We start from the raw sequence: 19,515 nt of genomic DNA, 5'->3' as shown, positions 1-19,515 counted from the left end.
TGATCCTTCCCTAATAAACTCTCATTGAACAGAAATAGGCTAAGAGAGTAAGGCAATACTCCCTCAGCCATAACCCTGTCACTAACCAGAGCGAGTTTTAGTATTGGACGCTGAGCCTGTACCTCTTGGGAAAGTTAAACCGACTCTTAGGCAACCCATTACAGGTTCTCTTCTGGAAGAAATACTGAAGTTTTCAGTCTAATTATCCTGTCGATAGGTAATATGCTGAGTTCGTGTCGGGCTAGGTAGCTCAATCCGAACTCAGGCAGATAAATTCTGGCTAAGTGCCTTAAGTTGGAATCTTAGACTGAAATTTTTAGTCTAAATAAAATAATTGTTATACCGCAAAGATATCTGTGAGGCAGTAGTTGAGAATTTGTTTGTGTTCTATAGCTCGATCGTTGACGCATCTCCAGTTCCGAAATCTGCGAGGCTATCCGCGTCGTTCTAATCTTCTCATCATCGCTCTGCCCTGTGAAAGCTTATGAATCGAATCCTTCGTTTTGCCATAATTGTTTCCATTACATTAGGTTGCATCACCTCCGGACTATTTCAGACAGCGCAATCTAAAGCAACAATACCAGCAATGGCTATTGAGCCTCCAGATCCTCTAACCATTGCTCAAAATATTGACTTTTCACGCCACTTTCGAGATTTGGGAGTTGAGGGTTCAATTCTGATTTATGACTTGAGCAGTAATCGTGTTTTTCAACACAATCCAAAAAGGAATGAAACCGCTTTCCCCGCTGCATCAACATTCAAAATTCTCAACTCTCTAATTTCATTGGAAACAAAGGTCGTTACCGATGAAATTGCTGTTTTTACGTGGGATGGAATTCAAAGAGAGCTTCCTGAATGGAATCGAGACTTGAATATGAGAGAAGCATTCAAACTTTCTGCGGTCTGGTTTTACCAAGTTCTAGCCCGTCGAGTAGGATATGAGCGAATGCAACAATGGGTAGCTCAGGTAAAATACGGCAACCAAAACATTGGTGGAAAAGAAGATATTGACAAATTTTGGTTAAATGGATCACTAAAAGTCACACCCCAACAGCAAATTCAATTTCTCCGCCGCCTCTACAATAACGATTTACCATTTTCGGAGAGGACACTCTCTATCGTTAAGGACATTATGATTAATGAAAAAACTCCAGACTACACGATTAGAGGCAAGACCGGCTGGTACGGTTTTGGAAGTAAAGTGACACCAAATATTGGATGGTATATCGGTTATTTGGAGAGAGGAAAGAATACTTATTTTTTTGCCACCAACATCGATATTCGTAACGAGAAAGATCCACCCCTTCGTGTGGAGTTAACACGTCGTTGCTTTAAAGATATTGCAGTGCTATGAGTTTGGATATCTATTGCTTAATGCTGCATAATTGGGTCGAGGAGAGCATTTAACTCTCCCTTCCCACACCACCTGCCATGCGGCTCCGCAGCAAGCGGTTCATGAAGACGCACAGACAACCCCTGATCACTTAAGCGTAACCCTGCACTTTCATCCGGATTTGGCGAATTCAACTAGCGTGCTGGGACAATGAATCATGAACTAGAATTTGTGCATTTTTCCAGTCAATATCTGCCCATTTAAGTGCAGCTAATTCACCTGATCGCATACCTACACGAACACGGAAATCAACAAAGTTAGCATAGAACGGAATTTTTTCCGTGAAGTAGGCAATAATCCTTTGAATTTCTTCAGTATCAAACGTTTTCTTTTTCAGACTCTTCTTATTAACCTTGATTTCTAAGCCTCTATAGGGATTCTGGGGATATCCTTTTTTCTCTACTAGCCAGTTACCAAAAGCAGTAAAGCATGTAGCGAGATTCTTTTTCGCTTTATCTTCTAGCGGTTTTCCTCTTCTTAAATCTCTTGCTTCATTTAGATATTTCTTAGCAAGTTCAGCATTAATAAGGAAAGTTAGTTTTAAGCATTTCCTCTAAATCGGAAGCCTTAGATGTGTCACACATTGGCAGTGACTTCAAGCGATTAAGGAGAGTTCGATAACTTCCTGATGATGAGTATTGCAGTTCGTCATTTTTGAAGCTTACAAATTCCTCATAAAGCTCTAAGGACGCTCTGAATTGTGTGGCTTCTGCGTATTGTTTCTCTAGCCATTTACGATCGCTTTCCTCAGCCCTAGCGCGAACTTCATCCCCTAAATACTTTCGACCGCTTGAATCTACACAGCCATTTACACAGTCTTGTTCAATCTGTGCCGCAAGTTTTTTAGCTTGCTCTGACGTGGCAACCCAATCGAGCTTTTGCCCTTCATAGGTCAAATAGGCCCTCCACACACCATTTTTGAAGCGAATATCTGGGGTGCATTGGCTCTTAATTTGTTCAGGGGTTAGATATTTCTTCAGAGTGTCGTCAAAGTTGCCCGTTTTGTAATCTGCATAGATTCTCTCTCCTAATCTTGCGGCGCGATCCACATCGTCGGAATTGTTCCATTTGCCAGGAGGAGACAGCGTGTAACGCCTGCCTGAGATTTTCCAGTCAAGAATGATAGCGTTAGAATCTCCGTTTTGTTTGGGTCTAGGTGCTCTTCGCATAAATATCACATAAATTTAAGACTATCGCCTGAAAGTACTATTTTTTCGTCATTTTTGAAGGGTTCAATCCCTTCGCCCCCATTCTTCAATTTTGGAAACTGAATAGAAAGCCGCAGGCTTTACGCACAGAACGATTAGACCTATCGATTTTGTCAGAGGCTCTAGACGGAGTTGCCTATATGATCTAAAGTCCATAGAAATTTGGAAATTCAGATCATGACAAAACTCAAGGTAGGATTGCTGTTCGGTGGGCGTTCTGGAGAACATGAAGTGTCGATCGCATCTGCTCGATCGATTGCCCAAGCCTTGAGTGACCCTGCCAATGTAGAAAAATATGATTTGATGCCGTTCTACATTCAGAAGGACGGGCAGTGGCGATCTCCGGATATTGCGCGATCGGTGCTGGAGTCTGGGGCGCTGGAGTGTGACGATCAGGCGACGAATCTCTGGAAGTTTCCTATTGAGGCAGAACAGGTCGATGTTTGGTTCCCGATTTTGCACGGGCCGAATGGAGAAGATGGCACGATTCAAGGCTTATTGACATTGATGCAAAAGCCGTTCGTCGGATCAGGGGTGATGGGATCTGCGGTTGGCATGGATAAGATCGCTATGAAAATGGCGTTCGCTGAGGTGGGACTGCCGCAGGTGAGATATTTGGCAGTGAGTCGAGCAGAGGTATATTCCAATCCTTGCGTCTTTCCTAAATTGTGCGATCGCATTGAATCGGAACTGGGCTATCCCTGTTTTGTCAAACCTGCGAATTTAGGATCGTCGGTGGGCATCTCGAAAGTTCGCACACGGGCAGAATTGGAAGCGGCTTTGGATAGTGCCGCGAGTTATGATCGACGAATCATCGTCGAAGCAGGCGTAGTTGCGCGAGAAGTGGAAGTGGCAGTGCTCGGCAATGATCAAGCCAAAGCTTCCGTTGTGGGTGAGATTACGTTTGATAGTGATTTTTACGATTACGAAACAAAATACACAGCGGGTAAATCTTCGCATACAATTCCAGCGAATCTGCCCGATGAAGTCGTAAGTTTGATCCAGGAACGCGCTTTGCAGGCGTTTCATGCGATCGATTGTGCAGGACTCAGCCGGGTCGATTTCTTTTATGTCGAATCGACTGGAGAGGTCTTGATTAATGAAATCAATACTCTGCCTGGATTTACTGCAACCAGTATGTATCCGATGATGTGGGCTGCATCGGGAATTCCTTATCCAGAGCTAGTCGATCGCTTGATTCAGCTTGCATTGGAGCAATAAATACGCTGGAGGTGTGAATCCGTGAAACGAAAATTTTTGGTCGTCATTCTTGTCCTTTTCGCTTGCATTGGAGGAACGATGTCCCACGCTGGAGCCACACCTTCAAATCAGCAAATTCTGGCCATTCTCAAACAACGAGTTGAACAGGAAAAACAAATGCCTGGAATCGTTGTTGGAATCATCGATCGCAAAGGTCGCCGTCTGATTCAGTACAGCCTTGCCGATTCAAAAGTAGACGGCGATACTCTCTTTGAGATTGGTTCGATTAGTAAGGTCTTTACAGCGATCGCGCTAACACAGATGGCAGAGCGGGGAGAGCTAAAACTTGATGATCCGATTTCTAAGTTTCTCCCAGTCAAAACGCCCACTCGAAACGGTAAAACAATTTCGTTGTTGAATCTAGCAACGCATACGTCTGGTTTACCACGCTTACCGGATAATCTCGCTCCCAAAGATGAGAGCAATCCCTATGCAGATTACACTGTCGAGCAACTTTATACTTTTCTCCGAAACTATCAACTCACGCGAGATATCGGCACACAGTACGAGTACTCGAATCTAGGAGCAGGTTTACTGGGTCATATTTTGAGTTTGAAAGCAGGCGTGAACTATGAATCGCTGATCAAAACTCGGATTACTCATCCCTTGAAGATGAATGATACGACGATTCAACTGTCTCCAAAACAGCAAGCTCGTTTTACGAAAGGACATAATACCTTTGGTAAACCTGTTTCTTATTGGGATTTGCCAACCTTAGCAGGAGCGGGAGGATTGCGATCGACGACGAATGATCTTTTAAATTTCTTAGCTGTAAACCTACAATTACAACCCTCTGCGCTGAATGCCACTCTGCAAAAAACACATGTTCCTCAACATTCGACGCCAACGCCAGAGATGCAAATCGCGATCGGGTGGCATGTTCTCAACCACAAAGGAACAGAAATCATCATGCATGATGGGGGGACAGGTGGATTTCGCAGCTTTATTGGCTTTGTGAAGAACAAAGGAATCGGTGTAGTCGTCCTCTCGAACTCTGAAAATGATATCAATGACATTGGATTGCATCTTTTAGATGAGCGCATTCCTTTAGCAAAGCGTGAAGCGCCAAAGCAACGAAAAGCGATCGCAATTAATCCCAAACTATTAGATGCTTATGTGGGTCGCTATCAATTGGCTCCGGATTTTGTGCTTGCGATTACGAAAGAGCAAAATCGCCTGTTTCTACAAGCAACAAAGCAACCCAAGGTTGAACTGTTTGCAGAAACAGAAACGCAGTTCTTCATTACAGAACTGGATGTTCAAGTTACGTTTGTTCGCAACCCACAAGGCAGTGTGAATCAACTGATTTTGCGCCAAAATGGGCAGAATCTTCCGGCGAAAAGACTAAATTAACAAGGATTGCGGTAGATTATTGCAGGTCAATCACCGGAAAACTTCGCTATGAATCGTGAAATGCAAGTCAAATTCTCCAAAGTTCTTCGGTACTTGCGCTATTACCCCCAAGATTTGTGGCGAGTTTTGCAATTTTGGGTTGTTCATCTTTTGAAAAAGCGAGATGAGAGCAACCACACCTATGTAAAGCATCTCTATCAGTATTTTTTGAAAAAGCGCGATCGCCAAACTGATATCGATTTCTACACATCACAACTCGATCAAGGTAAAGTATCGCGCTTAGGTCTGCTATTTTCCTTTTTGATGATTCCTGCAAGTTGGGAACAGAAGTTCTTTCACACTCAGGGGAACTATGCCCATCATCAAGCCCGACTCACACTGATTCAAACTGCGCTTCCTGCGGCTGAGAGGATTCTAGATCTCGGAGGAGCAGGTCTTGAGCCACAGGGAAGCTTACTGACGATGGGCTATCCGCATTGTCCCAAGCAAATTGATATTGTTGATTTACCGATCGAGCAACGTTTCTTTCAGTCAGACGTACCTCTGATTCAGCAACATACAACCGAGCAAGGCACTCAAATTGACTATCACTACATCTCGATGACCGACCTTTCGACGTTTGCAGATCAAACATTTGATTTAGTGTGGTCGGGACAGAGCATTGAGCATATTACGCAAGCAGAAGCAGATCGGGTGATTCAAGAAGTGTATCGAGTCCTCAAACCAGGCGGATACTTTTGTTTGGATACTCCAAATCGTTATCTAACAGTATTGCAAGTTCGACAAGGATTTATTCATCCAGAACATAAGTTTGAGTATACGCCGAGTGAATTAGCTGAAAAATTAAGCGATCGAGGATTTCATGTCATTGAGCAAAAAGCAGTTTCTCCAATGCCGATGAGCTACGAAACTGGTCGATTTAGCCGATTAGAGTTGATTCATGCAATTGGCTTGGGAGATTTGCCAGAGTTAGGATACTCGTTCTATCTCAGCAGCCGAAAATAGAATTCGCTATGATCGAAGATACTCTTTGAAAGGGTCAACTATGGCTCATTTAACAAATCGGCGATCGCAAAACGCTGCAGGCGATTTTTACGTTGATAGTTCGTGTATTGATTGTGATACTTGTCGCTGGATGTCACCGGAGATTTTTTCGCGTGAAGGCAGTCAATCGATCGTGTTTCATCAACCATTGAATGAAACAGAACGGCTCCATGCCATGCAAGCTTTACTTGCTTGTCCGACAGGTTCAATTGGAACGGTTGAGAAACCGACAGATATTAAATTTGCACAAGAAAGCTTCCCAATTTTAGTCGCTGAAAATGTCTATCATTGTGGCTATCATGCGGAGAATTCTTTCGGGGCTGCTAGCTATTTGATTCAGCGTCCTGAAGGGAATGTTTTAGTTGATTCTCCAAGGTTTTCGCCACCGCTAGTCAAGCGCATTGAAGCAATGGGTGGAGTGAAATATCTGTATTTGACGCATCGAGATGATGTAGCGGATCATCAGAAGTTTCGGGATCATTTCAAGTGCGATCGCATTCTTCACCGTGATGAAATCAATCCCGGTACTGAAAGTGTAGAAATTCAACTCACTGGAACAAACCCCTTTCAGCTTGATTCTGAACTGCTGATCATTCCCGTTCCAGGTCATACTAAGGGACATACTGTTTTGCTGTACAAGAATCAGTTCTTGTTCTCTGGCGATCATTTAGCTTGGTCAGCAAAACTCAATCATTTGGTTGGTTTTCGAGATGTTTGTTGGTACTCTTGGGATGAGTTAAAGCGATCGATGCAAAAGCTCAGCGAGTATGACTTTGAATGGGTACTGCCGGGACATGGTAGACGCTATCACGCCGATCGAGAAACCATGCGCCAAGCGATGCAAACATGCTTGAATTGGATGGGATTAAATCAAGATACAGGGGATTGGGATGATTGAACAAGAGCGGATTGACGAGATGATTCAGACATTGAAACAAGACTTACCCACCTTGTTTGAGAAAGATATTACTTATGACATTTACAGTTCCGATATCTTTTTCAAAGATCCCGTCAATACGTTCAAATGGAAGTTTAATTACCGAATTATCTTCTGGACATTACGCTTTCACGGAAAGCTATTTTTTACAGAACTCTTCTTCGATCTACACAAGGTTTATCCAAAAGATGAATCAACGATTCTAGCAGAATGGACAGTTCGAGGAACTTTGAGAGTTCCCTGGAAAGCGCGATTGTTCTTTAATGGCACATCAACTTACAGTGTGAATTCTGAAGGGCTGATCAACAATCATTTAGATACTTGGGATCGCCCTCCAGGTGAAATTCTCAAACAGTTTTTTCAGCGAGGTGAATCATAACCTTGACGCACACAGGGCGGCTCCAATCAAGCCGACCTGTGGATTGAGCACGATTTGAATGGGAACTTGTTCCATCAGCGATCGCATTCTTCCTTTCAGTTGGAACGATCGCACAAAGCTTCCTTCTTCCATCAAGGGCAACACTTTCGCAGCAATTCCACCTGCAATGTATAAGCCACCATAAGGAAGCAATTTCAAAGCTTGGTTGCCTGCCTCTGCACCATAGGCATCAATGAACATTTGCATGGTTTTTTCAGACAGATGATCGCGCTGTTCTAATGCGGCTTGAGAAATGGCAGCAGCCGGATCAACGGTTTTTTCTCGTCCAATTTCCGAATTCCAAGTATGCATAATCTCTGCAATCTCTGGAGATTCTTTAGCAAAATCGCGATCGCGCAAAAATTGATAAATGGCAATAATGCCTTGTCCTGAAACAATGCGCTCGACCGAGATGCGTTCAATATTTAACTTATCCAGTAAGTAGCGCGACATCTGAAATTCTAATTCCGTCCGAGGCGCAAAATCGGCATGTCCACCTTCAGATTCAAACACTTGATAAGCCGTGCCATCATGCACTAAATAGCCCTGCCCTAAGCCCGTTCCTGCCCCAATCACAGCAATCGGAGCGTTTTCCTTCGGCTGACCTTGTTGTAAGACATGCAGATCTGTCGGCTCTAAGGCGAGAATCCCATAACCGATCGCGGCAAAGTCATTAATCAGGGAAACTTTCGGAATCGAGAGTTGTTCAGATAAGCGATCGCCTTCTAACATCCAGCCAACATTCGTGACTTTGCTGGTATTGTTCACAACTGGACCAGCAATTCCAAAACAAGCCTTTTCTGGCGCAAATGATTGTCCGGTTGACTGCTGTGCTTCTTGCAAGAATTTTTCCACCATCGGCACGAGATCAGGAAAGTCACGACTGACATAGCGTTGCTCAAACAAGCTATTTTTTGCGGTTTCCGTTTGATCTGATTGAGCTTCCACCAGTCGCAAAATTGTTTTCGTTCCACCAATATCGCCAGCTAATAACAGCGCCATTTTTACATTACTCTCCGATCGCAACCTTTTTAAGTTATGCCAGATCGATCGCTTTTTGTGATCTCCCAGGCGAATAGAATAGAAAATGGCGCATAAAAAATAAACGATGATGTCTTCGATTGCGGATCTCAGAAAGGATTACACCAAAGAAACGTTAAACGAAACGGATGTTGATCCGAATCCTTTTCAACAATTTCAACACTGGTTTGATCAAGCGGTGAAGGCAGAGTTGCCAGAACCGAATGCAATGACTTTGGCAACCGCCAGCAAAGATGGCATTCCTGCGGCTCGGATTGTGTTGTTGAAAGCCGTTGATGATCGAGGTTTTACTTTTTTCACGAACTACAACAGCAATAAAGGAAAAGAGTTAGAAGCGAATCCTCAAGCAGCTTTGGTGTTTTTGTGGACAGAGCTAGAACGCCAAGTGCGAATTGTCGGCAGCGTTGAAAAAGTGTCTGCTGAAGAATCGGATGGTTATTTTTTCAGTCGTCCGCACAACAGTCGCTTGGGAGCTTGGGCATCGGAGCAGAGCGAAATTATCCCGAATCGGGATGTTTTGGAGCAGAAATTAGCGGCGTTGAAAGTGGAATATGAGAGCCAGGAAGTACCGCGTCCGCCGCATTGGGGAGGATTTCGAGTGATTCCACGCGAGATTGAATTTTGGCAAGGCAGACCAAGTCGATTGCACGATCGCTTACTCTACCGTCGTCAAGGAGATCATTGGACGATCGAACGGATGTCTCCTTAATACAAGAATGCGATCGTGGCTCAACGCTAAAATTAAGAGCCACGATCGCAAGTCTCTCTATCGTTCTAAGAGGATGTTTGAAAAGTATCGTTTCTGGCACTCACCCGCCCCTCGACTGGAAGTCGGGGCTAACGGTACGAAGTCCTTTGAAAAGGACTGGAAACTTGATGCTGAAAGTCTTTTAGTCCCTTGAGTGGACTTGCTTCTGTTAGCCCGGATTTTCAATCACGGGCGGGATAGCAACGAGAGCGAAGAAACTTTCTATACTTTTAAAACATCCTCTAAAGCGTTCTGAGCAAAAGGATTCAGCGTTTCCAATACGTTGCATCGGCTTCTGCTATCAATGGAGTGTAACCTTTTGCGTGACGATGAACTTGAGGCATTCCAGTCTGATTCATCTTCTCATTCAGCAATGCCTGCTGTATGTTTCAATCTGAGTCTATGCCGGAGCAGCATAGGCTCGATTCTGAAGCAGATTCACAATGGCAGTTTTTTCGAGCAAGCCCACTAAGATATTGTTTTCTTGAACAACGGAAAGTGCAGTCAACTTGCGTTCTTCCAACAAGGTTGCCACTTCTGACAAGGGACGATCGCTCTGTACCATGAGAGATGGGTCAAGCGGTTTTACGAGGGTTTGAACCAAAGTTTCAGACCACAGATCACTCGGAATCGCTTTCAAATCCTCGATGGAAAGCGTACCCAGCAGTTGACCCTCTGCGTTTGTGACTAAAAACTTCTGCCACACTCGCTGATCCAGAATCCGCTGATCGGCAAACTCTCGCAACGTTGACGAAGCAGCAACAACCGGGCTATTTGTGCTGACGGCATCGGATGCTGTCAGCCCTGCTAAGCGATCCAACACCACGCCATACTGAGCAGCTTGGCTGGCATTCTGAAGCAAGAACCAACCAATCAAGATATTCCAGAAGTTCAGCCCACCGCCAAATACAACCAAGGGTAGCAGTCCCGATGCGATCGCTAACCAACCGATCAATTGACCGACCCGACCCGCAACCTTCATCCCCTTGTAAGGGTTACCCGTCACTTTCCAGACTAAGGCTTTCAAAATGTTGCCGCCATCGAGCGGTAAACCTGGAATGAGATTAAAGAGCGCTAATGCTAAGTTCACCGAGACCAATACGCTCAGGATTGCGGCGGGTGCCCCAGAGATGCCGGTACCAACTCCCAAAAGGGTTGCTAAACCAGCAAGGAGCAAACTGACTAAAGGCCCTGCGATCGCAACTTGAAATGCTTCAGCGGGAGTTTGCGACTCTTTGTCTAAGCTCGCTAATCCCCCGAATAGAAACAACGTGATCGATTTGACACCCACACCCTGCTTCAGCGCCACAAAGCTGTGCCCGAGTTCATGAGCCAGCACAGAGCCAAACAATAGCAGTGCTGTGAGCAATCCTAATCCCCAAGACAGCCCAGAAGGCAAATTGGGAAATTGGGCTGCCAGTCCTGAGCCATAGCTAAAAGTGACTAAGCCCAACACTAAAAACCAGGATGGGTTGACATAGAAAGGAATTCCAAACAAACTGCCGACACGAATGTTATTCATATCGGGTACCTCCGATGTAGCAGACGATTTTGATCGCCCTGGGTTCTGTCTTCTCTAATGTAACGAAGTGTAAAACGCTTTTTAATTTTTCCATTGCCGTAATTACCGTCTTCTTCGGGTTCGTTTACACCACAGCGATATGAAGAGACATGGATCGAACTCTGGAAGTTTGCACGCAGAAATCTTCTGAAGGAAACTTAAGGTCATAAAGGCATATGCAACTTCAGTAAGCATATTTCGGAATCCGCAGCAGCACCTTAATACCCATATGCTTGTGTCGTCCGCGATGCTCTCTCAGAACTTTCTCTGTCGCGTCTCTGCCGGAAATTTTCAAGTTCTTCCCGTTGCTTGGTGTAGTTATACGATCGATGCAACGATAGATAACTTGTCCTTGACGTTGCTGGTTCCATCTCATTTAATAGCAATTTAAGGGCTGGGAGTCTTCTACATCTCATGAGGAACCGCCGATTTTTCTCTACTAAACGTCGCTCCTACTTTACGATCGTCATCGTTTTGATCCTCAGTGGCATTCTTCTACGATCGCTCCCCTATCTCGCGCCGATTCGAGCTTCTGACATTGCCCAAACCGATCAAGCCATCGAATTCCAAGACCGCAATGGTTTGCCGTTAGGGACTTTGCTCACTCGCGATCAAGACCATACTGCGGTTGTTTCACTCAATGCAGTTTCACCGAATTTGGTTCAAGCTATTCTAGCGGCGGAAGATCAAGGATTTTATCATCATGGAGCAGTGGATCTCAAAGCAGGGATTCGAGCGATCGCAGAAGCAATTCAAGCGCGTCGGATTGTTAGCGGTGCTTCCACAATTACGATGCAGCTTGCACGAATGCTGGAACCAAGCCCGCGTACAGCTTGGGGAAAGATTCAGGAGATTTGGCTGTCCTGGCGGTTATTTGCCGGAATGAGTAAAGATGAAATCCTTCAGGCATATCTCAATCGTCTACCGATGGGTGGCAATATTTATGGGGTAGAAGCCGCAGCAAGAGTTTATTTCGGTATTCCAGCACGAGATTTGAATTTAGCTCAGGCGAGTTTACTAGCAGCCTTACCGAATGATCCGAATGATCTCAATCCCTATGAGCATTGGGAGCATTTGAAGAAACGACAGCAGTATGTGTTGGATCGGATGGTGCAGGATGGTTACATTACTCAAAGTCAGCGCGATCGCATCTTTGCTGAAGCAGTAAAGCTACAACCTCGGCAGCAAGGCATTCTCGCTGCACCCCATTTTCTATTTTGGAGTGCCAATCAATTGCCCAAAAACCATCCCGCTCAAATTCGGACAACGCTTGATTTACCTCTTCAGCAATTTGTAGAGGCACAAGCTCGACAAGTCATTGAGACTCTAGCAAGAAATAATGTTCATCAAGCGGCAGCGATCGTTCTTGACAATCGAACCGGAAATGTTTTGGCGTATGTTGGTTCGATCGATTATTTTGCTGCCTCGCAAATGGGACAAAATGATGGCGTACAAGCGCTACGTCAACCCGGTTCAACGCTCAAACCCTTTCTCTATCAACTAGCATTAGAAAAACGAATCATTCAACCGAATACAGTGCTAGCAGATGTGCCGACGCATTATGCTATTCCAGGAGCAAAGCTCTATAGTCCAACTGACTACAGTGAAACGTTTCAAGGCCCAGTTCGTGTGCGCATTGCTTTAGCAAACTCCTTAAATGTGCCAGCGGTGCGAGTGTTAGAAAAAGTGGGAGTCGCGATATTTCTCGATCGATTGCATCAATTGGGTTTTGCTCATCTGAATCAATCACCTGACTATTATGGCTTGGGACTGACTTTGGGAAGCGGTGAAGTTAGCCTTTGGGAATTGGCACAGGCGTATTTATTGATGGCAAGGCAGGGACAATCAACCATGCTTCATCCCCAGTCCTATAGTGCTTACTCGACATCAACTTGGTCACTGATTACGAATATGTTGAGCGATCGATATGCGCGCGCCAGATCCTTTGGTGTCGATTCGGTGCTGAGTTTGCCGTTTCCGGCAGCCGTGAAAACGGGAACTTCATCGGACTTTCGAGATACATGGACGGTTGGGTTTACAACAGACTATACGGTTGCAACCTGGGTTGGTAATTTCAATGGTGAACCGATGCGCCAAGTTTCGGGTGTCACAGGTGCTGCACCACTTTGGAGCCGCATTATGCTCCATCTCCATGAACATCGAGAACCTGCTGCTTTGCCATTGCCCAAGGATCTGGTGCAACGTCCGATCTGTGCATTGTCAGGATTGCGCCCGACGGCTGTTTGTCCCACGATCGTGCAGGAGTATTTCTATCCTGAAGATCTCACAGCGTATCAACAACATCCAGATACGTTTTATCAAGCCATTTCAAACGATCAACAGCAGTATCGCCTGAATTTGCCAGCAGAATACAATGAATGGCTCGCGATGCAACAAGAACCGATACTGTCTCCTGGCACGTTAAGAATCATTTCTCCGCGCAATGGCGATTATTTTCTAGTCGCGCCTGAGAGGGGATCAGGTCAGAACTTGCAGTTTAGACTCGCTGAAGTACCCAAACAGCCTGTAGAGTGGTGGCTCAATGGCGAGAAGATTGCTACTCAAACCTCTAATACGTTCTTTTGGAATCTACGATCGGGCGATTGGACATTGCAAGCTCGGAGTGGAGCCTCAACAGATCAAGTTCGCTTTCAAGTGGGAGTGGCAGAGAAACCATCGACTCGTCGGGGATTTTCCCTCACTGAAGCGAGCCGTTAGTTAAGAATTATAGGAATTTCAGCAATTCCTCGATCGCGATCAGCTACTAAAGAAATAGCAATCGCTGCTTGTGTGAGGGGTAGACAATGACCGTTCGCAGGCTTTTGACGACTTGGAAATATTTTTTGTTGGGGCTGATACTCGTTTTAGGAATAACAGCCTGTAATCGATTGAACTTGGTCACGCAAGCACAACCGCTTTCGACAGTAGAAGCATTACCCACACCCAAACTTCCAGATTGGATTGAGCAAATTAGCCCCACAGGTGCAACCAATCTGCTTTCACAGATTCGGATTCGGTTCAAAGAACCATTAATCCCGATCGAGAGTTTAGAAAGTTCCGATCGAAGAGACATCCTGAATCGCTTTGAACTCACACCGACACTTCCCGGTCGATTTCGTTTTCTCACACCAAAAATGATTGGCTTTCAAGCAGATGCAGCGTTACCAACTGCAACAAGAGTGAGAGTAACCCTGAAAGCAGGACTTACAGATCTAAAGCAACACAAGCTCAATCAAGATTTTGCTTGGACATTTAACACACCTGCGATTCAACTCACAGATTTACCTAAATTACCAAGCGATTCATCAACACCAATCGAACCCATCACACTCAACCCAAACTTAGAAATCACCTCAAACACAGAGTTAGCTCCAGAATCGGTTAAAGCAGTCCTGATACCTGAAGGTAGCCAGCAAAGAATACCACTTCAAATAGAGCTGAAAAAAGAACAATCCCAAGAAGCAGATCAATCCTTTGAGAATCCGCAAGAAAAATTCAATTCTGCGATGCGGGATTGGATTTATGTTTTATCCCCTCGGCAAACCTTAGAGAAAGCAAAACGCTATCAACTTGAACTTGCTCCCGGAATTCTTCCCCGTCAAGGCAATCTCGCGACAACCTCTCCCTTTACAGGAGAGGTCATGACCTATGCACCCTTAGCATTCCAAGGAATTGAATACAGCGATCGACCAAATGAAGGAGGAGCCTTTGGACGGTTTGTGCAAGGATTTGCTCAACTCAAGTTCAACAATGCTTTAGTGGCAGAAACCGTAGCAAAAAATGTCACTATCCAGCCATCTCCAAAAGAATCTGCGCGTTGGCTCAGAGCCTATGATAACGAGCGTGTCATCAGCCTGAATCCTTGGGCACTTGCACCGCAGACAACCTATCAAATTACGATCGGTGCTGCTCTAAAAGACAAGTTTGGACAAACGCTAGAGAAACCCGTCACAGTAGAGTACAAAACTGGAGAAGTAGCAGCAGATTTTTGGGCACCCTCTGGCCTCAATATTTTCCCTGTAACCAAGAGCATACAACTCAACCTATCAGCGGTTAATCTCCCAACTTCCCAATACAAGGCTGCCTATCAAGTCGTACAGCCCACAGATTTGGTTTACACCGATTCTGCTGAGCCGCAAGGAAATGGAAAAGATCTCCTGCCAAAATCCGATACTTGGAAATCGTTTAAGATTCCAGCCCAAAAGAAAAATCAATCGACTGAGATTGCAATTCCACTCCGCGAGAAGCTTGGAAGTAAGACGGGAATGCTCGCCTATGGCGTACAAGCCCAGACCTACCAATACACCGAGAAAGACAATGAGAAATGGCGTGAACCCACGTTTTATGGATTAGTACAACTGACAAATTTGGGTGTCTTTGCTCAGTGGTTTCCCGACTCAGGAGTGGTTCGAGTTCATCATCTATCCGATGGTTCTCCGGTGAATGGCGCGAAGATTGAGATTTATCGATCGCAGTTAAGCGCAAAATCTAGACCCGAACCTCAACCTTGTGCAACCGGAACAAGCGATCGCGCTGGAACTCTAATACTTAACTCTCAAGCGATTCAAGCTTGCGTTCCCGGTAACAAAGATAGTTTTGCGGAACCTCCCGAACTCCTAACAATCGTACGTGAAGGACAAGACTGGGCATTTTCTCGTGCGCTCAAGTGGAGTGGGAGCTATGGCTATGGCATCTATACCGGATGGGATAGCAATCAACCAGAATCACGCGGTACGATTTTCTCCGATCGACAACTCTATCAACCCGGTGAAAAAGCTTGGTTCACAGGCATTGCAACTTATCTGAAAAATGGTGTCCTTCAACAGGATAAGAATATTCGCTACACCGTCACCCTGATTGATCCCCAAGGCAATAAAACAACATTAGGGGCACAAACGACAAATGAGTTTGGTACTTTTTCTCTAGAAGTCCCAATCGCCTCGAATCAAGCATTAGGGAACTATACAATTCAAGCAAAAGGGACAACAGGAGCCGAGATTTCCGGTGAGTTTCGGGTTGCAGAATTTAAACCCCCGAATTTCAAAGTCGATCTATCGCTCGATAAAGAGTTTGCGAAGGCAGGTGAAACCATCAACGCTCAAGCTCAAAGCAACTATCTGTTTGGTCCAGCGGTAGAAGGGGGACAGGTAGAATACTATGCGACCCGACAGAAGGCAGAGTTTGCTCCCAAAGGCTGGGAAGAATTTTCATTCGGACGGAAATGGTTTTATCCAGAAACAGAACCCACGATCCAAAGCGATGTCTTACAGAACAAAACTGCGCTAGACGCCCAAGGAAAAGGACAACAATCGGTCACAGTTGCATCGAATTTACCCTATCCGATGACCTATCGCATTGATGCTCAAGTGACGGATGTCTCAAATCTAGCGGTTGCAAATTCTAAAACCTTTACAGCCTTGCCAAGCGATCGCTTAATTGGTCTTAAAAGTAATTTTGTGGCGGATGCTGGCAAGCCGTTTAATATCCAAGTGATTGTTACTGATCCGAAAGGAAGTGCGATCGCGGGACAATCCGTGAAACTGGAACTCCAACAGATGATTTATAGCAGCGTAACTCAGGTCATTGAGGGAAGCCAAACGCCGAAAGATCAAGTGGAGTATAAAACTGTCGGTCAAGCAGAACTCCGATCAGAAAATTCAGCACAAACGGCTACATTAACACCGCCAGAATCAGGCTCTTATCGCATTCGAGCAAACTTTACAAACGCGAAAGATGATTTAACCGCAACGGATTCACAAATTTGGGTCACAGGAGAGAATCCAGTCCTTTGGGGTGGACGCTACAGCAATAATCGTCTCGAATTGCAACTGGATAAGAAATCCTATCGACCGGGTGAAACAGCCAATGTCGTGATTCAATCGCCCTATCCCGAAGCAGAATTATATTTTGCGGTTGTGCGTCATAACACAATCTACAAAACGATCACAAAAGTCCAAGGCGGCGCACCCCAGATTCAATTCAAAGTCACGCCAGATATGATTCCTAATGCTGCGGTTGAGGCAGTTCTGATCCGGCAAGGCAAACCTGTTGAACAAGTTGAGCCAGGTCAGCTCGATAAACTCGTTCGGATTGGATTTACACCGTTTACGACCAATTTGGATGAACAGTATTTGAAAGTGCAAGTGACGCCACAACAAGCATCTATTCAACCGGGTGCAGAAGAAACGATTCAGCTAGAAGTGAAAAATACTCAAAGCAATCCGGTGCAAGGTCAATTCACGGTGATGGTTGTCAATGAAGCGGTGTTGCAACTCACCAACTATCGCCTACCTGATTTGGTTAAAACAGTCTATGCAGAACAAGCCATCTCAACTCGCTTTGCAGATAATCGCCCAGATGTTGTTCTAGAACCCTTAGCTTCCCCGATCGATAAAGGTTGGGGCTTCGGAGGTGGACTTTCCAGTGGAGTGGGTGACACACACATCCGCAAAAACTTCAAACCGTTGGCTTACTACAATGGCTCAGTCTTAACCGATGCGAATGGCAAAGCGATCGTGAAAGTCAAACTCCCCGATGACTTAACCACATGGCGAGTGATGGCAGTCGCGATCGATCAAAAAATGCACTATGGCAATCATGATGCAACCTTTATCACAACGAAACCCCTAATTGCGAATCCTGTGCTGCCCCAATTCGCGCGCCTGGGCGATCGATTAGACGCAGGAGTGGCTATCACAAACAACACTGGACAATCAGGTACGTTAACAATTAACGGAGCAGTGAGCGGATCACTGCAATTAACGGGAGATCGATCTGCGAATTTGCAAACTCCAATCGAATCTGGAACAAAAGCTTATCGCTTTCCCATGACTGCAAACAATACTGGCACAGGAAAAGTCCAATTCCTAACTCAGTTGAACAATACATCAGATGCCTTTGAAGTTCCGCTAGAAGTAAAACCACTAGAAATTACTGAGCAAGTCGTAGAAACTGGAACAACAGAACGGCAAGTACAAATTCCAATCCAGATCGATCGCAATGTGGTCAATGGCACAGGCGGATTAGAAATTTCGCTTGCTAGTACGTTGATTCCTGAACTCAAAGCGCCTGCACGTCAAGTTTTTGATCAAGAGCAACTCCCATTTTTAGAATCAGCTGCTAGTCAGTTAGCGATCGCGGCCAATCTCCAAATTCTCTCCCGAACTTACGGACAAACATTTAATGAGTTCAATCCGCCGGAACAAGCAGCCCAAGCCCTAGAACACTTACAAGCGCTCCAACGTCCTGATGGTGGATTCGCCTTCTTTCCTGGCGCAGAACAATCTGATCCGTTTGTTTCACCCTATGTGGTGCAAGCGCTCTCAAAAGCCGCAACTGCTAGGCTTCCGGTGAATACAACATTAGTCAGCAAACTAAAAACCTATTTGCAAAAGATCCTCGCAGATCCAGGGCAATATGAGTTTTGCACAGAACAACGTTGCAAAGACCAAATCAGACTACGATCGCTGATTGCACTTGCTGAACTTGGAGATCAACGCAATGATTTCTTAGCTGATTTATATGAACGTCGGAAGCAGTTTGACGATCTCGATCGCATTCAATTAACTCGTTACCTCTCTCGCTTCCCAGACTGGCAAAAAGAAGCAGATATGCTTATCAAACAGATTCAGAAAACCATCTATGAGACAGGACGAACTGCAACCGTAAATCTTCCTCAGAAGTGGCAATGGTTTAGTTCTCCAGTAACAGCCCAAGCAGAAGCCTTGCGGCTGATGATCGATCGCAAGAGTTCAGCAGAAACCCTAGATAAATTACTCTCTGCCTTACTGGCTCTGAGAAAAAATGGTACTTGGGGATGTAGTTACTACAATGCTCAAGCGCTCACCGCTTTAGCAGAATATAGCCAACGCTTACCCAAACCTCCCAACTTTAGCGCGATCGCGCTACTCGACGGAAAAGCTCTACTCTCTCAAAAGTTTGCAGGATACAAACAACCGAGTGCGAATACAACGATCGCAATGTCAGACCTACCACGAGGGCAGCATAACTTACAAATTCAAAAATCCGGTCAAGGAACACTCCACTATCTAACAGCATATCGTTATCGACTGGAAGGAAATCCCCCTGGACGATTCAATGGATTGCGAATCACAAGATCAATTCATCCTGCAAATAAGACAGAAACCTTAATTCAAATGGGATTACAAACGATCGAAAAGCCTTGGCAGATAAAACCTGGACAAGTGTTGGATATTGAATTAGAAGTCATTACGGATCATCCCATTGATCATGTGGTGATTACAGATCCACTTCCCGCAGGCTTGGAAGCGATTGATACGAGTTTTCAAACCTCAACTCCTTATTTTCAGACAAAAGCAGATAGTTGGGAGATTGACTACCAAACGATCTACCGCGATCGCATCATGGCTTATGGAAACCATCTTGAAGCGGGAGTTTACACACTGCATTACTTAGTCCGCTCGATAACCCCTGGAACCTTTGTTTATCCAGGAGCAGAAGCCCATTTGCAGTATGCACCAGAAGAATTTGGGCGGTCTGCATCAGCAATGGTTGCAATCCCAACTCAGTAA

General features: G+C 45.2%; 12 protein-coding genes. 9 read left to right on the top strand and 3 right to left on the bottom strand.

What is annotated here, in order from left to right:
• Nucleotides 1-484 precede the first annotated feature (484 nt).
• Complete coding sequence (gene blaOXA / locus J0L70_RS22020) at nt 485-1,354, top strand: class D beta-lactamase (protein ID WP_287455871.1); 870 nt, start codon at nt 485-487, stop codon at nt 1,352-1,354.
• Between the two features lie 560 nt (nt 1,355-1,914).
• On the opposite strand, the gene J0L70_RS22015 is transcribed toward blaOXA, so the two are convergent.
• The gene (locus J0L70_RS22015; protein WP_287455870.1) at nt 1,915-2,562 is read right to left on the bottom strand and encodes a hypothetical protein; all 648 of its coding nucleotides are present in this window, start codon (nt 2,560-2,562) and stop codon (nt 1,915-1,917) included.
• A gap of 216 nt (nt 2,563-2,778) precedes the next feature.
• Between J0L70_RS22015 and J0L70_RS22010 the strand changes: the two genes are divergently transcribed.
• The 5 genes from J0L70_RS22010 to J0L70_RS21990 are packed head-to-tail and all read left to right on the top strand — an operon-like array spanning nt 2,779 to nt 7,574.
• Nucleotides 2,779-3,822: a D-alanine--D-alanine ligase family protein gene (locus J0L70_RS22010; RefSeq protein ID WP_287455869.1), complete on the top strand. Its 1,044-nt coding sequence runs from the start codon at nt 2,779-2,781 to the stop codon at nt 3,820-3,822.
• A 21-nt stretch (nt 3,823-3,843) separates the two neighbouring features.
• A complete protein-coding gene (locus J0L70_RS22005; protein WP_287455868.1) occupies nt 3,844-5,214 on the top strand; it encodes a serine hydrolase in 1,371 nt (456 codons plus the stop codon).
• A gap of 48 nt (nt 5,215-5,262) precedes the next feature.
• On the top strand, nt 5,263-6,219 hold the full coding sequence (locus J0L70_RS22000; protein ID WP_287455867.1) for a methyltransferase domain-containing protein: 957 nt from the start codon (nt 5,263-5,265) through the stop codon (nt 6,217-6,219).
• Between the two features lie 40 nt (nt 6,220-6,259).
• Nucleotides 6,260-7,156 (top strand): MBL fold metallo-hydrolase, encoded by an 897-nt coding sequence (locus J0L70_RS21995; protein WP_287455866.1) that lies wholly within the window; start codon nt 6,260-6,262, stop codon nt 7,154-7,156.
• Nucleotides 7,149-7,574: a C6orf136 family protein gene (locus tag J0L70_RS21990; protein WP_287455865.1), complete on the top strand. Its 426-nt coding sequence runs from the start codon at nt 7,149-7,151 to the stop codon at nt 7,572-7,574. Before J0L70_RS21995 ends, J0L70_RS21990 begins: the two co-directional genes overlap by 8 nt.
• On the opposite strand, the gene J0L70_RS21985 is transcribed toward J0L70_RS21990, so the two are convergent.
• On the bottom strand, nt 7,569-8,615 hold the full coding sequence (locus tag J0L70_RS21985; RefSeq protein ID WP_287455864.1) for a glucokinase: 1,047 nt from the start codon (nt 8,613-8,615) through the stop codon (nt 7,569-7,571). The genes J0L70_RS21990 and J0L70_RS21985 overlap by 6 nt on opposite strands.
• 106 nt (nt 8,616-8,721) lie before the next feature.
• Here J0L70_RS21985 and pdxH point away from each other — a divergent pair, with 106 nt between their 5' ends.
• Complete coding sequence (gene pdxH / locus J0L70_RS21980; protein ID WP_190648130.1) at nt 8,722-9,363, top strand: pyridoxamine 5'-phosphate oxidase; 642 nt, start codon at nt 8,722-8,724, stop codon at nt 9,361-9,363.
• Nucleotides 9,364-9,802: 439 nt separating this feature from the next.
• Here pdxH and J0L70_RS21975 read toward each other — a convergent pair whose 3' ends face one another.
• Entirely contained in the window at nt 9,803-10,924 is a 1,122-nt protein-coding gene (locus tag J0L70_RS21975; protein WP_287455863.1) for a site-2 protease family protein, read from the bottom strand.
• 453 nt (nt 10,925-11,377) lie between these two features.
• Between J0L70_RS21975 and pbpC the strand changes: the two genes are divergently transcribed.
• Together pbpC and J0L70_RS21965 are read left to right on the top strand one after the other, a co-directional pair.
• A complete protein-coding gene (pbpC, locus tag J0L70_RS21970; RefSeq protein ID WP_287455862.1) occupies nt 11,378-13,681 on the top strand; it encodes a penicillin-binding protein 1C in 2,304 nt (767 codons plus the stop codon).
• An 86-nt stretch (nt 13,682-13,767) separates the two neighbouring features.
• Nucleotides 13,768-19,515 (top strand): alpha-2-macroglobulin family protein, encoded by a 5,748-nt coding sequence (locus tag J0L70_RS21965; RefSeq protein ID WP_287455861.1) that lies wholly within the window; start codon nt 13,768-13,770, stop codon nt 19,513-19,515.

The organism is Leptolyngbya sp. UWPOB_LEPTO1 (genome assembly GCF_017302695.1).
Classification (GTDB): Bacteria; Cyanobacteriota; Cyanobacteriia; order Leptolyngbyales; family Leptolyngbyaceae; genus Leptolyngbya; species Leptolyngbya boryana.
This window is presented reverse-complemented; position numbering and strand designations above follow the sequence as displayed.